Origin of the sequence: Microcoleus sp. PH2017_34_RAT_O_A (assembly GCF_020737885.1) — a bacterium.
GTDB lineage: Bacteria > Cyanobacteriota > Cyanobacteriia > Cyanobacteriales > Microcoleaceae > Microcoleus.
The window spans coordinates 1-16840 of sequence record NZ_JAEQDD010000054.1 but is presented as its reverse complement, the minus strand read 5'-3'; the positions used below and the strand labels follow the sequence as shown (position 1 = coordinate 16840).

Here is a 16840-nt window from a genome sequence, read left to right as displayed (position 1 = left end):
AGGCGGACATTGTTTGTGTAGCCGCGATTTCAATCGCCGGGGCTTCATTAGTCCGCGGAGGCGGACATTGTTTGTGTAGCCGCGATTTCAATCGCCGGGTATTCTTCCAAAAAATCATCTAACTAACGACTGAAGCCTGAGCGGCCAAAGCATCCCGCACCCGCTGGTTGCTAATTTCGCCATCACGAGCCACACAGGAACCAGCGATGATATCATCTTCAAAATTCAAAATCAGTTCCTTATCTTTCAGCATCAACTGAAGCAAAGCCGAGACATTCTTCGAGTAAGTTTCACTAGCGTGTACTGGCATCGACGACGGTAAATTAATCGGGCCGATGACATTAACTCCGTTCCATTCAACATCTTTGCCTGCTTCCGTGCACTCGCAATTCCCACCTTGTTCCGCTGCCAAGTCAACAATTATTGCTCCCGGTTTCATTTGAGAAACCATTTCTCTGGTAACTAAAATCGGGGCTTTTCTACCAGGAACTTGAGCGGTTGTAATTACTGCATCAGAAGCGCCGACGTGCTGGGTGAGCACTTGGCGGGTGTGTTCTTTAGCTGCTTCTGATAATTCTTTAGCATAGCCGCCTGCTGCTACAGTTTCTTCTTTGAGTTCGACATCAATAAATTTAGCGCCCAAACTTTGCACTTGTTCTTTTGTTTCCGGGCGGATGTCAAATGCTTCGACGACTGCGCCCAAACGACGTGCTGTGGCGATCGCCTGTAAGCCCGCAACGCCCACACCCATCACCAATATTTTCGCGGGGCGAATTGTACCCGCCGCTGTTGTCAACATCGGGAAATATTTCGGTAATGCACAGGCTGCAATCAGTACGGCTTTGTAGCCGGCGACGTTGGCCTGGGATGATAGTGCATCCATGCTTTGGGCGCGGCTGGTGCGCGGAATCATTTCCATGCTGAATGCAGTTATTTTGCGATCGGCCAACCGCTGTACTAACGCCGGATTTCCCAAGGGATTCAAAAATCCGATGAAAACTCCTCCTTCGCGAAGTTGGTGAACTTCTGATTCTTTGAGCTCCCCGATTTTGACGACGACATCGGCTTCGCCCCACAGCGTAGCGGTATCGGCGACAACACGAGCTCCGGCTTCTTCGTAAGCAAGATCCGAGAAAAAGGATTTTGCACCCGCACCCGCCTCAACCCAAACTTCGACGCCTTGTTTGACTAATCGGGCTACAACGTCGGGTACTAAGGCTACCCGGCGTTCCTCTGCTTCGACTTCTTTGGCGATCGCTAATTTCATGGACTCTCCTTATACTCTAGACACAGACATAGACAGGGCGGTTGAAACCGCGTCTACACAGACAAAACCTGACGGGAGCAGGTTGAAATTCAAATTTCCCAGTCGGCGTCCGGCGGACATCGTTTGTGTAGGCGCGATTTCAATCGCTGGCTGTCTTCGTTTGTTTGGCGTGCGACTTCAATCGCTGGCTTCTCACGTTGATACTAAAGCCGATCCCCAAAATTACACTCGCTTCTTTAACTTGTCTTATAGATTCAAATTCACTAAACTGTTAACCTTGCAGCCCAGGGTGATATGATACAATGCTGCCTAATTCGGTAGTTTGAATGTCTGTTGTCAGTATTATTACGCAAAAAAAAATTGAGCGAGCGCGGGCGTTTCGGCTGAGAGAATTATTGAGAAATTCGGTATATTGTAGGCTCGATCGCAAATTTCGGGCGATCGATATTTAAGCTTCACCAGCAGTTTGATTAGAGGAGTGATTATGAAACGATTATTTTCAGCACTAGCAGTTACAGGTTGCTTGCTGACAGGCTTACCGGCCATCAGTTTAGCCCAGTCGATGCCCGGATTCACGATTTTCGGCGGCCCAGAACGCGCCAACCAGTTAAACTATCGCTTGGATTACGGCAAAGCCGGAATGGTTGGCGACAGATACCGGCTGCGAATTCCTTCCAAAAAAGTAAGTTTGGCGATCGCCCAACTCAACATTACTTATCCAGACTATTACAAAGGCGAATTCGACCAAAAAGACATTAAAGTGCGCGTCAAAGACAAAACAATAGCATTGCAAGAAGTAATCTGGGACAAAGAAAATCGATTCATAGAAATTTATCCCGCAGAGCCAATTCCTGCCGGTAACAACGTTGAAGTTGTCCTCTCCAACGTCAGAAACCCAAGTCCGGGCGGAATGTACCATTTCAACGTCCGCATTCGCACTCCTGGGGACGTTCCATTGATGCGTTATTTAGGGACTTGGCTGTTGAGCATTGATTGAGGTTCCCGGAAGCAAATTTTAGCTAAACAGGCGATCGCGACAGAAAGATATCACTGTGGCGATCGTTTTGCTGTAGGGAAGAAATTAACAAGATAATTCGCGATCGCACCGATGGCCAGAAACCGGGTTTTTTCTCAAAAATACTAGATTGCAGCCCGCAGATACGCAAAAAACCCGGTTTCTTTGCAAGGAGTGCATAAACCCTGAATACTCAAATCCTAATTTTCCGAAATCCTAAAATAGAACCAGAGGCTCATACCGCAATTGTATTTGATTCGTAAAATAAGTCTATGGTAATTCCCCGATGGTTGCCCTAACTAATTAGACGTATGCTCCGGGGCGCTACCATACAAAATATTGACGAAACTGATACATGAATCTTCTAGCAAAAATCAAAAAAATCAAACTTCCGCCAGCACTGCGATCGCAAAACTACCGCCTATTTTTTGCAGGACAAGGCATCTCGCTGATTGGCAGTTGGATGACCCAAGTTGCTACAGTGTGGCTGGTCTACAATTTAAGCGATTCACCTTGGATGCTGGGCGTAGTCGGATTTACCAGTCAAATTCCCACATTAATCTTACTGCCTTTTGCCGGAGTTTTAATCGATCGCACGAATCGGCACCGAGTGATAATTGCCACTCAAATCTTAGCGATGGTTCAATCCTTAGCCCTAGCATTTTTAGCGCTAACAGGAGTCATCAACATTTGGCAGCTTTTGGTACTGAGTTTATTTCAAGGGGCAATTAACGCCTTTGACGCGCCCGCACGGCAAGCATTTGTCCCCGAACTCGTAGAAAAGAAAGAAGACTTAGCAAATGCGATCGCCCTCAACGCTTCCATGTTCAACGGAGCGCGACTCATCGGCCCAGCAATTGCCGGATTGGTGATAGGTACAGTCGGCGCCAGTTATTGTTTTCTGATTGACGGAATCAGCTACATCGCCGTCATTGCAGGCTTATTAGCAATGAAGATCAAACCCCGTAAAATAGCAGCAAGCAATACCAAACCCTTACAAAGATTAAAAGAAGGATTCGATTACGCCTTCGGATTTCCCCCGATTCGAGCCATCTTACTGCTATTAGCATTAGTCAGCTTCGCCGGAATGTCCCACACAGTATTAGTCCCAATTTTTGCCACAAAAATTCTCAACGGCGGCCCGCAAACCCTCGGATTTTTGATGGCAGCTTCCGGAGTCGGAGCATTTGCAGGCGCGATTTATTTAATCGGACGAAAAAGTATCGTAGGCATCGGCAAACTGATTGCAATTTCGCCAGCAATCATGGGATTTGGACTGATTGGTTTTGGTTTGTCCCGCATCTTGTGGCTGTCATTAATCATGATGTTGTTTGTAGGATTTGGTTTCATCATCCAATTTGCCGGAGGAAACACATTTTTGCAAACAATAGTAGAAGACGACAAACGTGGCAGAGTAATGAGCATCTACACGATGGCATTTTTTGGAGTGACACCGTTTGGTAATTTAGTAGCAGGTGGAATGGCAAATTATATCGGCTCTCCCAATACAGTCATACTTGGTGGTATAATTTGTATTTTAGGTTCAATAATTTTTACCAGACAGTTGCCAGCTTTAAAAAACTTAGTCAGACCACTTTATCAAAAAATGGGTTTAATTTCCTAAAAAATTGGTAAACTTCTCTCCTTCTTGATTCCCCTCTCTTACTCTGCGCCCTCTGCGCCCTCTGCGGTTAAAAAATCCAAATTCATTACACCAGAGGTAAAACCAATGGCAAATACCAGTGCAATTCCCCAGAAGCAGAGCGACGATCGCGTTCCCCTAAAAACCTGGATCGGCGTCATGGGAACAATTCTCGGCGCATTCATGGCAGTTTTGGACATCCAAATCACCAACGCTTCTCTCCGAGATATTCAAGCAGCTTTAGGCGCAACATTAGAAGAAGGTTCTTGGATTTCCACCGCCTATCTAGTCGCAGAAATAGTCGTCATTCCGATTACGGGTTGGCTGTCGCAGGTGTTCTCAGTGCGCCGCTACATCTTGGTAAATGCCGCTTTCTTTGTCTTCTTTTCCATGTGCTGCGCTTGGGCGTGGAATTTGACTTCAATGATTGTATTTAGGGCTTTACAAGGATTGAGTGGCGGAATTTTAATTCCGATGGCTTTTACGTTTTTGCTGACCAATTTGCCGCCCAAAAAGCAGCCGATTGGCATGGCGATGTTTGCACTGACAGCGACTTTTGCACCATCGATTGGCCCGACATTGGGAGGTTGGCTGACGGAGAATTACGGGTGGGAATATGTCTTTTATTTGAACTTGATTCCGGGGATGTTGCTGCTAGCTGCTGTGTGGTATGCAGTTGACCCTAAGCCGATGCAATTATCATTGCTAAAAGGTGGCGACTGGTGGGGAATTATCTCAATGGCGATCGGCTTGGGTTCCCTGCAAGTTGTGTTAGAAGAAGGCAGCCGGAAAGACTGGTTTAGTTCTGATTTTATTGTGCGTTTAAGCATAGTTTCTGCTATATTTCTCGGCGCTTTTTTCTGGATTGAACTAACTCGAAAAAAACCGTTTATTAATCTACGACTGCTAACTCGCCGCAATTTCGGCTTAGCAACTATTGTCAATGTTTCGTTAGGTGTAGGATTGTACGGTTCGGTGTTCATTTTACCACTGTATTTAGGTCAGATCCAGCAGTACAATGCCATGCAAATTGGCGAGGTGATTATGTGGGCTGGGGTGCCGCAGTTATTCATCGTACCGCTAGTACCGAAATTGATGCAGCGAATTGATATGCGGTTGCTAATTGCGATCGGTGTGAGTTGTTTTGCGATCAGTTGTTTTATGAATGCTAGTATGACTCATGAAACGGGTATCGATCAGTTGCGTTGGTCGCAATTAGTGCGCGCTTTGGGGCAGCCTTTAATTATGATACCACTATCAACGATCGCCACCGCTGGTATGGAGAAACACGAGGCTGGTTCGGCTTCGGGTTTATTTAATATGATGCGAAATCTGGGTGGTTCGGTGGGAATTGCGGCCCTAGCAACTTTGGTTACTCAACGCGAGCAATTTCACTCGAATCGATTGGGGGAATCTGTTTCTTTGTACTCTCCAGCGACGCAGGAACGAATCAATCAAATGACTCAGTATTTTGTAAGTCGCGGTGCTGATTTGAGCGTGGCGAAAGATCAGGCAATTAAGGCAATTGATAGTATTGTGCGCCGCGAAGCTTATGTGATGGCTTTTAATGATTGTTTTTACTTTGTGGGCATTGCTTTGTTATTAAGTGGAATTGCGATTTTGGGCTTTAAAAAAGTGAAAGCTGGCGCGGGTGCTGGGGGAGCACATTAAACAGTTGACAGTTGACAGTTGACAGTTGACAGTTAATAGATTCACCATTCTTGTTCTGCTTGTGCTTCTGCTTGGATTAAATTTTGCCGCATTTCTTCCCAATTAATCCGATCGCACATAGCGTTTTCCAGGAGTCTCCCTTGCTGTAAATATAAAACGCGAGTCGCAAATTCCTGGGCTAATTCTAATTGGTGATTTACCATTAAAATAGTAGTTTGGCTGTTACTTAGCTCTTGCAATACCTGCACCAGGTAAGCCGCTTTTCCAGCATCTAGGGCGGACGTGGGCTCGTCTAACAGCAATATTTTGGGTTCGAGAACGATCGCCCGTGCGATCGCCACCAATTGCTTTTGGCCTGTGGAAAGTTGCAATTCCGTGCGATTTAGCCATTCTTCGGGGATATGAAGTTGTTGAATAACCCCGCTAATTCTGTCTCCTATTTCTGATGAATTCACACCCCGCAGCTTCAAAGGATAAGCCAAAGCTTCCCGCACCGACATTCCCAACAGCTTCGATTCTTGCATCACCAGGGTGATTTGTCTGCGAAGTTCGATCGCCCCAATTTGCCGGTAATCTGTATTTTCCAGATAAATCGAGCCAGTCGTGGGGCTGCTGAGTCGGTTCAGCAACCGCAACAGCGTGGTTTTCCCTGCCCCCGAAGGGCCGACAATTGCGACGCGAGATCCCTTTTGTACCTGAAACGAGATATTGTCCAATAAGTAGCTAGAGGCGATCGGTGTTTTAAAACTTACACCATCAACCCGCAATTGAGGAGTAGTTTCTGGATAATTTTCAGAATAATTAGGCATTAAATTAATTTAAAATATGATATTTCTGCAAGCAAATATGTGTGTAGGGGCGAAGCATTACCGCAATCAGCATAAGATTATAACTAATAACTTATATGCGGTAATGCTTCGCCCTCTTCAAAACCCAGATGCACCCGAATTTCACATTACTTACTTCTCAAACCTTCACAGCTTTCTCCAATGGGAAACCCAACTGTTCCCGCTGTTCCAAATAAAGCTGAGCCACCCGCCGCGCCAAGTTGCGAATTTTGGTAATGTACCGAGTTCTCTCCGTTACCGAAATCACACCTCTAGCATCGAGCAAATTGAAAGTATGCGAACATTTTAACACATAATCAAGACTAGGCAAAACCAATCCTTTCTTAGTCAATTGTTCTGCTTCTTGTTCGTACAGCCCAAACAAAGTAAACAGCAATTCAGGATTGGAAGCTTCAAAGTTATAAGTACACTGTTCTATTTCTCCTTGCAGGTAAACATCGCCGTAAGTAATGCCATCTGTCCACTGGATTTTGGTCATCGCATCGACTTCTTGCAGATACATTGCGAGGCGTTCTAGCCCGTAGGTAATCTCAATCGAAACCGGGCGACAATCAATGCTGCCGCACTGTTGAAAATAGGTAAATTGAGTGATTTCCATGCCATCCAGCCAGACTTCCCAACCCACGCCCCAAGCGCCTAAAGTTGGAGATTCCCAGTTATCTTCTACGAAGCGAATGTCATGGTCTTCTGGTTTAATTCCTAATGCTCTCAGCGAGTCCAAATAGATTTCTTGGATATTAGGAGGAGATGGTTTAATCAGGACTTGATATTGATAGTAATGTTGGAAGCGATTCGGATTTTCGCCGTAGCGTCCATCGGTGGGGCGGCGACAGGGTTCGACGTAGGCGACAGACCAAGGTTCAGGCCCAATTGCTCTGAGAAAAGTGTGGGGATTCATGGTTCCTGCACCTTTTTCTGTGTCGTAGGATTGGGCGATCAGGCAGCCTCGATCGCTCCAGAATTTGTTTAAGGTGGCAATGACTGATTGAAAGTTCACTGGTTTAAATCTGGTTAGTAAGTGTCTAAACTTATTTAAGCATACTCAAGGCAGAGTTTATTGAAATAAATCATGCCGAAATTAGACAAGAGATGCCGAAAGTATCGGTAGATATTTAAGTTTTTTTTTCAGGTATCTTGTATCGATCGAGTTATGGCGATCGCTCTTTCTGTAATCGCGATCGCTACACCACCTGAAACACCACAGGGCTAGCACGATTTTGATAATCAAGACCAGTCATAATATGCTCTGGTTGGATACCGGCGACAATCAGTGCAGCGGTTAACCCTTCCTCAAAGTTATCTTCTTCTATGATGACATGGCGATCGACCAAGCGAGCGTGAAACAGAATCGTGTCCATCCAGCGTTGCTTGTCCCAGCCTGTAGCGAGAATCAGGAAATGACCTGAATCGGTATCGCAGACAGGATAAAGCTGAATGGCTTGTAAGCGAGGTTGCGATCGTGTTGCTTCTTGTAGGGTTTGTTTCAGGATATCTGCATAATTTAGTGAGCGATCCATTGAACAATAGCCTCCTGCTCTGGTTCGTAAACTAATAAGTTAATTCTATTACGTTGAACGGCTAGCTGAAAAATTGGTTTTTGGAAATGTCGAATATAGATGGTTTGAGCGATCGCTAGAAACAACTGCCGCTTGGATTCTTGCTCTTCCAAAGCCCATTGGTAAAGCTGAAGCTGTCCCATCGTTTTTTCCAGTTCATTAATTACTGAAGGAGAGTCGAAGTCTTTGATTTCCACAGCTATTTTCCGTTCTTCTTTTTCTGCTGCGAAAAACTTTTCTGCTCCTAAATCAGGTTTCAATATCGTTTGTTCTAACACTAAGATTAACGGGTCATCCGTAATCGTCCACCCGTCTTTTTCGAGAGTTTGCCGCAGGGATAGATGTAAATTATCGCGTCTAGACATTAGTTATGAAAGCTGGATATCTAGTTATATTTTAGCACTATTTGACAGAATTTGCCACAGCTTGATGAGTGACGAAAATTTAGAGAATCATTTCACTCCTTAATATCGCTGGATATTTAAGTTCTTTTTTCAGGTATATTGTATCGTTCTCAAGTTGCTGGGGTTTGAAGGCAAGGTGAGCGTTCGGAAAGTGGGTTCCAGGGCAAGCTGTTACCCAGATTACTGGGAAATAGGTTTCAATCCCATTGGTCTCCAATCACCAGAAGGAATAAATGCAGCCCAGTAGTAGGGATGCTGATAAGTTTCACTCTTGAGCATCTCTAATTGAGTCTGGCGCAGTGCCTCACTCCGTCCCTGATTGTTTAGCAATCGGTTGTAGTATTTCACCATCAAGTCTTTAGTCCCATTATCATCAACTTTCCACAAGCTGATTAGCTGACTCTCAGACCCTGCAATTACTAAAGCCCGACGCAAGCCATAAATACCTTCGCCAGTGGCATCTTTTCCTATACCCGTATCGCAGGCAGACAACGCCACCAGTTTTGTCCCGACGAGGTTTAGGGTAGTGACTTCTAAGGCGGTGAGAACGCCATCTTCATTACCTCCGCCCTGCTGCTTTTTGAACCCAGATAGAACTAATCCTGAAAGCAGCAGAGGATTGTCATTAATGGTATTTTGATTGGATTGAGAGCGTGACCCATCTTGAAAGAAACCGTGCGTGGCAATATGAAGAATCTGAGGGCTTTTTACCTGTTTGATTGCACTTTCCGTAGCTTGGGAATGTAGTAGGGGGTTAATTTTAAAAAGAGATGCTATTGCCCTTGCTTCTTCTGCTGTACCTGATAGGGGAGAAAATATTATTTTGGAAAGGTCGATCGAACGGGTATTGTTGTTGTTGCTACTAATGGTAGCGACTTCACCAGGGCGATCGAAATAGGGGTCAGCTATGACTACTGGTGGCTGTTGGCTAGGAGATGAGATTTGCAGTCGCAGCAAGTCGCGCCCGGAGGTGAGGTAAGTAAATGAATAGTTTTCTACTAAGTATTGGTTATTTTCATCAACTAATGCTTCAAAGGGAATGAGATTGAGTGCGCCATCGGGGGAGAGGAGGATTTTGTCAGTATTTCCCAACAATTTTCGCACGGGCTGCATGAGGAGTCGATCCAAATTACGTGCAGATTCTTGCAGTTGAGAGATAGGAGTGTTTTGATCGGCCAAAGATTGACGGAATAATTCTAGGGATTTCTCAATTTTATTGGCTTCGCCTAAGTCGATAGCTTGGATATTTCCACTGGAAGTCAGGATGTAGGCGGCGTAATGAGGTTCGCCAAAGCGTTGATTTAGTTGTGCTTTGGGATTGACAGGTTGATATCGCACAAATTCTACTAAAGCTGCATCGGTTGGAATTAATTTTTGAATTTTTTCTAACGGGACGGATTGGGCAAGAGTGCGGAATTCTGCACTGCGACGACTGAGTTGGTCTTCTAGCTGTTTGGCTCGATCGTCAATGTCAGAAACTCGCTGGCGGTATTCTTGCAGTGGAAGTTTCTCGGGTTGATTGTAAATCAGGGTTGCAAGTTGGCTGTAAGTATTGGATAGGTTATCAATTAATTTCTGGCTTTCTGGGTCATTGACACGCTGGCGCAAAATTTGCAGGCTATTGGTGAAGATATCTAAGATGCGTCCTTTGCGTTGGAAGATGGTGGTTAGTGCTAAACGAGCAGCTTGTGAGTTGTTGGGAACAGCATTGAGGTGCAGGGAGATATTTGCATTTGTAGTCCCAGAGACAGTTTTAATGTAATCGCGCTTCTGGCGATCAAACCCTGCTGCGAGGTTGTAACTGAGGTTTTGTTCTTCTACCTTTATACCTTGAGCCTGAAATTCTAGGGTGCGATCCGTATTGCCTTGCCTCCAGTACAAAGCTGCCAAATTATTTAAGCTGATTGCCACATCTGGGTGTTCTTTGCCCAACAAGCGCTGTCTCATCTCCAAAGCTTGGCGAAAGAGGGGTTCAGCTTCACTGTAGCGTTCTTGACTGTCGCACAACAATGCCAAATTATTCAAGCTGGTGGCTATATCTGGATGTTCGTTACCCAACAAGCGCTGTCTCATCTTCAAAGCTTTACGATAGATAGGTTCGGCTTCGCTATAGCGTCCTTGGCTTGCGTACCACAATGCCAAATTATTTAAGCTGTTTGCCACAGATGGGTGCTCGTTACCCAACAGGCGTTTGTTCATCTCCAAAGCTTGGCGAAAGAGGGGCTCAGCTTCACTGTAGCGCCTTTGGCTGTAGTACAACCCTGCCAAATTATTTAAGCTGGCGGCTATATCTGGATGTTCGTTACCCAACAAGCGCTGTCTCATCTCCAAAACTTTACGATAGAGAGGTTCGGCTTCGCTATAGCGTCCTTGGCTTGCGTACAAAAATGCCAAATTATTCGAGCTGGTTGCCACAGATGGGTGCTCTTTACCCAACAGGCGCTGTCTCATCTCTAAAGTTTGCCGAAAGAGGGGTTCAGCTTCACTGTAGCGTCCTTGCTGTGTGTACGATAATGCCAAATTATTCAAGCTGATTGCCACAGATGGGTGTTCTTTACCCAATAAGCGCTGTCTCATTTCTAAAGTTTGCCGAAAGAGGGGTTCAGCTTCACTGTAGCGTCCTTGACTGTCGTACAATAATGCCAAATTATTTAAGCTGGCTGCCATATTAGGATGCTCGCTACCCAACAGGCGCTTATTCATCTCTAAAGCTTTGCGGTAGAAAGCTTCTGCTTCACTGTAGCGTCCTTGGAGTGCGTACAATGCTGCCAAATTATTCAAGCTGGCTGCTACATCTGGGTGCTCGTTACCCAACAGGCGCTGTCTCATCTCCAAAGCTTTACGATAGAGAGGTTCGACTTCTCTGTAGCGTCCTTGGCTTTCGTACAATGCTGCCAAATTATTCAAGCTGGTTGCCACAGATGGGTGATCCTGTCCCAGAACCTTTCTACGAATAGCAAGCGCCTGCTCTGCTAGGGGAATTGCCTCATCGTACTTGCCCTGCTTATAAAGTTGTACCGCTTGCTCGTTCAATCGTTCTGCTTCCGCCAATTCATCTGATTGAGCAATGACACTTCCAGAAATTACCTGCCCTTTCGCCAACTCTGGCACAAAAAACCATAAACCAGCAATTCCCAACCAACTCATCAAAGCCAATGTTTGCTTCACTCTCAACTTACTCATCAGGAAATCCTCCCTTTCAGATCATCTAATTTTTGCTGTAATTTCTGTACCTTTCCTTCATCACCCAGCACCCGATAACTACTCTGCGCTTCCTGATATCGCTGCAAAGCATTTTTCAATTGGTCGAGGGTTTCCTCAACTTCGCCCAAACTCTCTTGAATCATGGCTTGTGCTTCCCAATTCTGTTCTGCCTTTGCCAAGTTCAATCCAGTTAAATATCGTTCTTTCGCCAACGAATTTAACCCCACCTGCTGGTAAATACTGCCTAATAGCTGATAAAATGCGGTGGCTTGGTTCCCCTGTTTGACTGCTTTCTCCAAGACCGCAATTGCCTCAGCATTCAACTGATTGCTTCTGTACAGATGTGCCAGCGCCAACACTTTTGACTTGTCACTTAAGGGCTGCTGTTGTAACTGTGAAATCTCCGTTTTAACCCGCTGCGTATCCGCGTCGCTTAGTACAGTAAATCCAGGGTTATCCTTATCTTTAGTCGAAACACCATTATTAGTCGCAATCGTCACCCAATAACGCTTCCCAGCTTGCAGCACTTCGTTTCCAGAATAAACAACTTGTGGCTGGCTAACCTGGGTTTTCCAATTCACACCAGGCCCCGATACCTGAACCTGATAGCTAGCCGCACCTGCTACCATATTCCAAGTTATGGTTGGCTGGCGAGTCAAAATATAGGTGTTTCGAGGACTAATTAAGTAGGGAATTGTGGGGTCGTTGGCATTGCGAGTTTCACTGCGGTTGCTGTTAGGTCTTCTGAGAACTGCTTTAGTTGCAGATGTGCAGCCTTGGGAAACCAGGAATTCTCCTCTAGACTGAGGATTCCAAGTCAATAAGTTATTGCAAACCACTGTCACCCCTGCACCTTGTTGCAGTCGTAACTTATCTGAAGGATTTAGGTTCTCACCCCCATAAGCTCGTTGGTATTTTCCCCGACCATCTCGCTTAATTTCAACTGTTCCTTTAACCTCAGAAACAAAAATCAATCCCTCTTCTTTGGTAAATCCAGGCGTGGATATGCTAACTATAAATAAACTAAAAAAGATTCCAATTAGCCTGCTTATTTTGTTGGGTTTGTGCATTTTTTTCCGGCTTTGCTTAATTTTTCTTGGGATAGATGCAACCAAGTATCTTCATCAGGATTAAGTCTCGAAGCAAGCTGACAGCATTTAAGCCATTGTTCCAACGCTTTCGGTTTTTTTTGTTTGTCCAAAGCTTGTGCTAACAAGCAATGTGCCGCACCAGGATTACTGATGTACTTTGCCGCTTCTGGGTTATTGGTAATCCCAATCGCTGCTTGCAGGGTTAGTCGCGCCTCTTCATACCTGCCTTGCTCCAATCTTACCCAACCCAGGTTTTTAAACAAGCTATACCGAAGTTCAGGATCGCTATTTTGCTTTTGCGCTAACAAAAGACCTTTTGCCAGTATAGAAGCTGCCTGTGGATATTTTTTATCCTGAATCTGTAAACGACCTAAGTTATTATAAGCGTCTGGCAAATTGCCCGCAACAGCAATTTGGTATTCCTTCTTAGCTTTTTCCAACTCCTGCCACTCTTCGTAGAGATTACCCAGATTGTAATGAGCGTCAACATTATCTGCATTCAGAGCAATTGCTTTCAGGTAATCCTGTTCAGCTTCTCCTAAATTCCGTTCAGTATAATTCTTTAAACCGTTGCGGTTATAAAGATTAGAAATCAAGGGTAAAGAAAGCCAAATACTAATTAAAGTTAGGAATAAAAGCACAGCAGATACCAATTTAGCTTCCTCTCGGTACTGTTTAGAAATATTCAACTTTTCCAGTAATTTATCAAAGCCTTCTTGACCTGCTTTGGTAAGTTCGCTACTAGCCTGTAGTAACGCGAAAATACTGGGTAAAATAACAGCAGCAGCTCCTCCAAATCCGACTCCCCCACTGAGAAAGCGAGTGGCAATATTCACCAGGAAACTAAGGTTAGCAGTCCAAGCCGCAACTGTCAGACCTTTCCACAACCAATCCCAAACATCCCAAGGGTGGGGAGGTGCTAAGCTTTCGAGTTTCCACCACCAGGCTTCTGCGGGAGGACAAACACTTTCACGCCACTGAGCAAATTGCTCAATTGTTTTGCAATTAACGGCTTTGGTAATCAGTTCGGCTTGTTCCCTGAGAGCAGAATCTAACTCAATAACTTGCTTCAACCCGCTGGTAGGAATAATTTTTTGCTCCTTTAAAGCCACCTGCACGGCATCCCGTGCCTTCAAAACTTCCAGAACTTGTTTAACCTCAATCGAAGAGCCAGCCTGTTTCAGGCTCTCAATTGCTGCTTCATAACACTTAAGAGTCGTATCTAGCTGATTCCTCATAATCTGTAAGTTGTCTTCAGCGTTCATTAATAACCTCGATCGCCCTTTCGTCGCACAAATCACTATAATCCGCGCGAATCCGCCTGCACCTGCGGTTAAAAAATCCTTTTCAACGCCAACTAACGCTCAGAAATGCCTCTGCTGAATTATAACACATTGACATACTCCCCGGCGTGAACGGACGGGGATTCTAAGTTCTAACTGCCATTATGAAAGCGATATGATTTAAGAATCTTCAATTCAAAAGTCCTATAGCAATATCACAGTTTCAGCAGATTGATTTCCCCCATTACGAGGGCGAAGATGTAAGGTGATTTCCGTATCGAGTCGCTTCAGAAAAATCAGTAGTTTTCCTTCGCTGAACCGTTGAAACTCTCCGTCCATTAAATGAGATACTTCTGGCTGTGGAATTCCAAGTAATTCGCTCATTTCACGCTGTTCTAAGTTGCGCTGTTTTAACAGACGAAGTACCTGAATTCCGATTTTACCCCGCGCAAAAAGTTCGTCAGCATCTGCCAATCCCAGGTCAGCAAATACATTACCGCTGCTTTCTTCAAAAATGGTTTCTTCTGTCATAATTTTTCCTCCCTCGCTAGTGCGTTTTGATAGCGTTTTTTAATTAAGTCAACATCAGCCTGTGGAGTTTTAATCCCTTGCTTTGATTTCTTTTGAAAAGCGTGCAACACATAGATTGTTTCACCAATTTTTACAGCATAAACCGCCCTGTAAGTATCCGTATCGTAACGTTTGACAATTTCATACACACCGCTTTCCACCCCTTTAAAGGGCTTGGCTGACAAAGGTGTTTCCCCAGCTTGCACCAGTTGTAGGGCATAACCTACCGCTTTTTGTACCTCTTCAGGAAACTCGCGGATATTTTTGCGAGAGTCTCCCATCCAAACAAGAGGTCGTAAAGGCACTTCTATAGTATCTTTGTTATCGACCATTTTATACTAAATTTCCTGTAAAAACAAAGTTAGACAATAGCATAAAATGTTGCCCAGCCTAAAAATCTATTTCCCAGATAAAGGGTTCTTGTGTCATAGTTATCTCTTGGCATGGTATAGTTTCCATCTTCGACTCCCATCGACAACTCATGAAAACAGACACCATTTTCTACAGCCTGTTTCAAGAATTTCCCAGCTTCTTCTTTGAACTAATCGATCGCCCTCCAGACGAAGCCACCGCCTATGAATTCACCTCCCGCGAAATCAAACAACTCGCATTCCGCATCGATGGCTTATTTCTGCCCACAACCGAAGCACCGGAAAAACCATTTTACTTGGCGGAAGTTCAGTTTCAACCCGATCCCGACTTGTACTACCGCATCTTTGGCGAACTCTTTCTCTATCTGCGACAATACAAACCCGTCAATCCTTGGCGCGTCGTTGTCATCTATCCCAGCCGCCGCATCGAACACGAACAGATGCTGCAATTTCAGGAACTCTTAACCAGTCAGCGCGTCCAACGGATTTACCTCGATGAATTGCCAGAAGCCGCCGATCGCTCGCTGGGAGTCAAAATTGTTAAACTGGTAATCGAGCCAGCAGAGACAGCCGCAGAACAAGCACGCCAATCGATCGCAATGGCCCGACAGCAGTTGTCCGATCCCACCGTTTTGCGCGATTTAATCAACCTCATCGAAACAATTATCGTCTACAAACTCCCCCAGAAAAGCCGCGAGGAAATTGCCACCATGTTGAATTTAAGCGAACTCAGACAAACTCGATTTTATCAGGAAGTCAAGCAAGAAGGTTTAGAAGAAGGACTCGAACAAGGACTCGAACAAGGTGAGCAGCAGGCGAAGTTAGAAGCCATTCGTCGGATGATCGCGTTTGGAATGAATTTAGAGACGATCGCACAATTATTAGATTTGTCTGTAGAATTTGTGCGGCAAACAATTCACAAAATCCAACGGGAATCCATGTCAGTCCCCGAACAAAAGATTGACTCGTTGATCGAACTATTAACTCACCAGCGATCGCTCTTTTCGGCCACACAATTAACTGAACTAGCGCAGCTAATTGAACCCTTATCCGATAAAAGCGATGTTCTTTCAGAAGTGATTTCATCCTGGGCTGAAAATTACCCTTCAATTCAGGAAGCTCAATCCAAACTGCTCGAACCACTACCGCCAGCTAAAGCATCAGAAACAACAGCAGTCAGTCCAGAAAGTAGCGAATCTCAAATGGGCGATCGCCCCAACAAACAAGCTCTCAAAAATGCCATTTTATTGTAGCTATAATCCGGCGGTTGAAACCGCTACTACACAAACAAAGCCCGGATGGTGCGCGGGCTAAGAAATAAAGGGGGTACTTAAGCCTAATTGCCGCTCAACAACAGAACAGTAAGAGCCCCGACTTCTTGAAGAATTCGGGGCTCTTACCGTGAAAAGGTTTAGATTACTTTCTCTTTTAGTCGGCGGGAGTGAGGGAAACTAAAAGAGTGATTTTGTCAACGCCGATGACATAAACAGTATCTCCGGGTGTGAGCGATCGCACCGTGCGGGCCACCAGCTACCTTGGAAGCGGACGCGACCTGTTTGATTCGGGTAAATCGATTCATCGACGACTGCTTCTTCGTTGAAATAGACAAAATTGGTATTGATGTAGTTGTCCACTAACATATTGTTTTCTGTGCTGTAGGTGTGAACAGAAAAAATCGCACCGAAAGCTTTTGCTAAGTTAAACATTTCCCTGACTCCTTTTGTATTAAAATATATCGAAGTTTAATCGCCTGTTTCTGCTATTTGAAAGGTCGCATTTCCTAGTTGTTCATCCTCTGATTTAGTCTGCGGGAGTGAGCGAAACTAACAGAGTGATGCTGTCAACGCCGATGACATAAACCGTGTCTCCGGGTGTGAGAGTGATTTGGCGATCGCACCGTGCGGGCCACCAGCTACCT

16 protein-coding genes are annotated in these 16840 nt (G+C 45.1%); 4 read left to right on the top strand and 12 right to left on the bottom strand.

Translation table 11 applies throughout. The annotated features are described in order from the left end of the window. Positions 1–118: 118 nt before the first annotated feature. A complete protein-coding gene (locus tag JGK11_RS18715) occupies positions 119–1267 on the bottom strand; it encodes a Re/Si-specific NAD(P)(+) transhydrogenase subunit alpha (RefSeq protein WP_293178162.1) in 1149 nt (382 codons plus the stop codon). A 484-nt stretch (positions 1268–1751) separates the two neighbouring features. Here JGK11_RS18715 and JGK11_RS18710 point away from each other — a divergent pair, with 484 nt between their 5' ends. Beyond that, positions 1752–2264, top strand: coding sequence for a DUF2808 domain-containing protein (locus JGK11_RS18710; RefSeq protein ID WP_293178156.1), 513 nt, complete (start codon positions 1752–1754; stop codon positions 2262–2264). A gap of 22 nt (positions 2265–2286) precedes the next feature. Here the strand turns inward: JGK11_RS18710 and JGK11_RS18705 are convergent, their stop codons facing one another. Continuing rightward, positions 2287–2433, bottom strand: coding sequence for a hypothetical protein (locus JGK11_RS18705; protein WP_293192943.1), 147 nt, complete (start codon positions 2431–2433; stop codon positions 2287–2289). A gap of 204 nt (positions 2434–2637) precedes the next feature. Between JGK11_RS18705 and JGK11_RS18700 the strand changes: the two genes are divergently transcribed. Continuing rightward, positions 2638–3906, top strand: a complete 1269-nt coding sequence (locus JGK11_RS18700) for an MFS transporter (protein WP_293212446.1) — start codon at positions 2638–2640, stop codon at positions 3904–3906. A gap of 105 nt (positions 3907–4011) precedes the next feature. Further along, a complete protein-coding gene (locus tag JGK11_RS18695) occupies positions 4012–5595 on the top strand; it encodes an MDR family MFS transporter (RefSeq protein ID WP_293212445.1) in 1584 nt (527 codons plus the stop codon). A 41-nt stretch (positions 5596–5636) separates the two neighbouring features. Here JGK11_RS18695 and JGK11_RS18690 read toward each other — a convergent pair whose 3' ends face one another. The 9 genes from JGK11_RS18690 to JGK11_RS18650 form a co-directional block, all read right to left on the bottom strand. Continuing rightward, entirely contained in the window at positions 5637–6404 is a 768-nt protein-coding gene (locus JGK11_RS18690; protein WP_293212444.1) for an ATP-binding cassette domain-containing protein, read from the bottom strand. Positions 6405–6561: 157 nt separating this feature from the next. Further along, positions 6562–7440 carry a glycine--tRNA ligase subunit alpha gene (gene glyQ / locus JGK11_RS18685; RefSeq protein ID WP_293192951.1) on the bottom strand — a complete coding sequence of 293 codons (879 nt, stop codon included), beginning with the start codon at positions 7438–7440 and terminating at the stop codon, positions 6562–6564. Between the two features lie 184 nt (positions 7441–7624). Further along, complete coding sequence (locus tag JGK11_RS18680; protein WP_293212443.1) at positions 7625–7960, bottom strand: element excision factor XisI family protein; 336 nt, start codon at positions 7958–7960, stop codon at positions 7625–7627. Beyond that, on the bottom strand, positions 7945–8364 hold the full coding sequence (locus JGK11_RS18675; protein WP_293212442.1) for a XisH family protein: 420 nt from the start codon (positions 8362–8364) through the stop codon (positions 7945–7947). Before JGK11_RS18675 ends, JGK11_RS18680 begins: the two co-directional genes overlap by 16 nt. Before the next feature lie 219 nt (positions 8365–8583). Beyond that, positions 8584–11586 (bottom strand): CHAT domain-containing protein, encoded by a 3003-nt coding sequence (locus JGK11_RS18670; RefSeq protein ID WP_293192953.1) that lies wholly within the window; start codon positions 11584–11586, stop codon positions 8584–8586. Then, positions 11586–12677 (bottom strand): hypothetical protein, encoded by a 1092-nt coding sequence (locus JGK11_RS18665; RefSeq protein ID WP_293192955.1) that lies wholly within the window; start codon positions 12675–12677, stop codon positions 11586–11588. The genes JGK11_RS18670 and JGK11_RS18665 overlap by 1 nt, the downstream gene beginning before the upstream one ends. After that, a complete protein-coding gene (locus tag JGK11_RS18660) occupies positions 12656–13963 on the bottom strand; it encodes a tetratricopeptide repeat protein (RefSeq protein WP_293192957.1) in 1308 nt (435 codons plus the stop codon). The genes JGK11_RS18665 and JGK11_RS18660 overlap by 22 nt, the downstream gene beginning before the upstream one ends. Before the next feature lie 222 nt (positions 13964–14185). Next, positions 14186–14512, bottom strand: coding sequence for an XRE family transcriptional regulator (locus JGK11_RS18655; RefSeq protein WP_293192959.1), 327 nt, complete (start codon positions 14510–14512; stop codon positions 14186–14188). Continuing rightward, the gene (locus tag JGK11_RS18650; protein ID WP_293192961.1) at positions 14509–14883 is read right to left on the bottom strand and encodes a type II toxin-antitoxin system RelE/ParE family toxin; all 375 of its coding nucleotides are present in this window, start codon (positions 14881–14883) and stop codon (positions 14509–14511) included. The genes JGK11_RS18655 and JGK11_RS18650 overlap by 4 nt, the downstream gene beginning before the upstream one ends. Positions 14884–15032: 149 nt before the next feature. Here JGK11_RS18650 and JGK11_RS18645 point away from each other — a divergent pair, with 149 nt between their 5' ends. Further along, the gene (locus JGK11_RS18645; protein WP_293212441.1) at positions 15033–16175 is read left to right on the top strand and encodes an Rpn family recombination-promoting nuclease/putative transposase; all 1143 of its coding nucleotides are present in this window, start codon (positions 15033–15035) and stop codon (positions 16173–16175) included. A 198-nt stretch (positions 16176–16373) separates the two neighbouring features. Here the strand turns inward: JGK11_RS18645 and JGK11_RS18640 are convergent, their stop codons facing one another. Further along, the gene (locus JGK11_RS18640; RefSeq protein WP_293212440.1) at positions 16374–16628 is read right to left on the bottom strand and encodes an NfeD family protein; all 255 of its coding nucleotides are present in this window, start codon (positions 16626–16628) and stop codon (positions 16374–16376) included. Positions 16629–16840 lie beyond the last annotated feature (212 nt).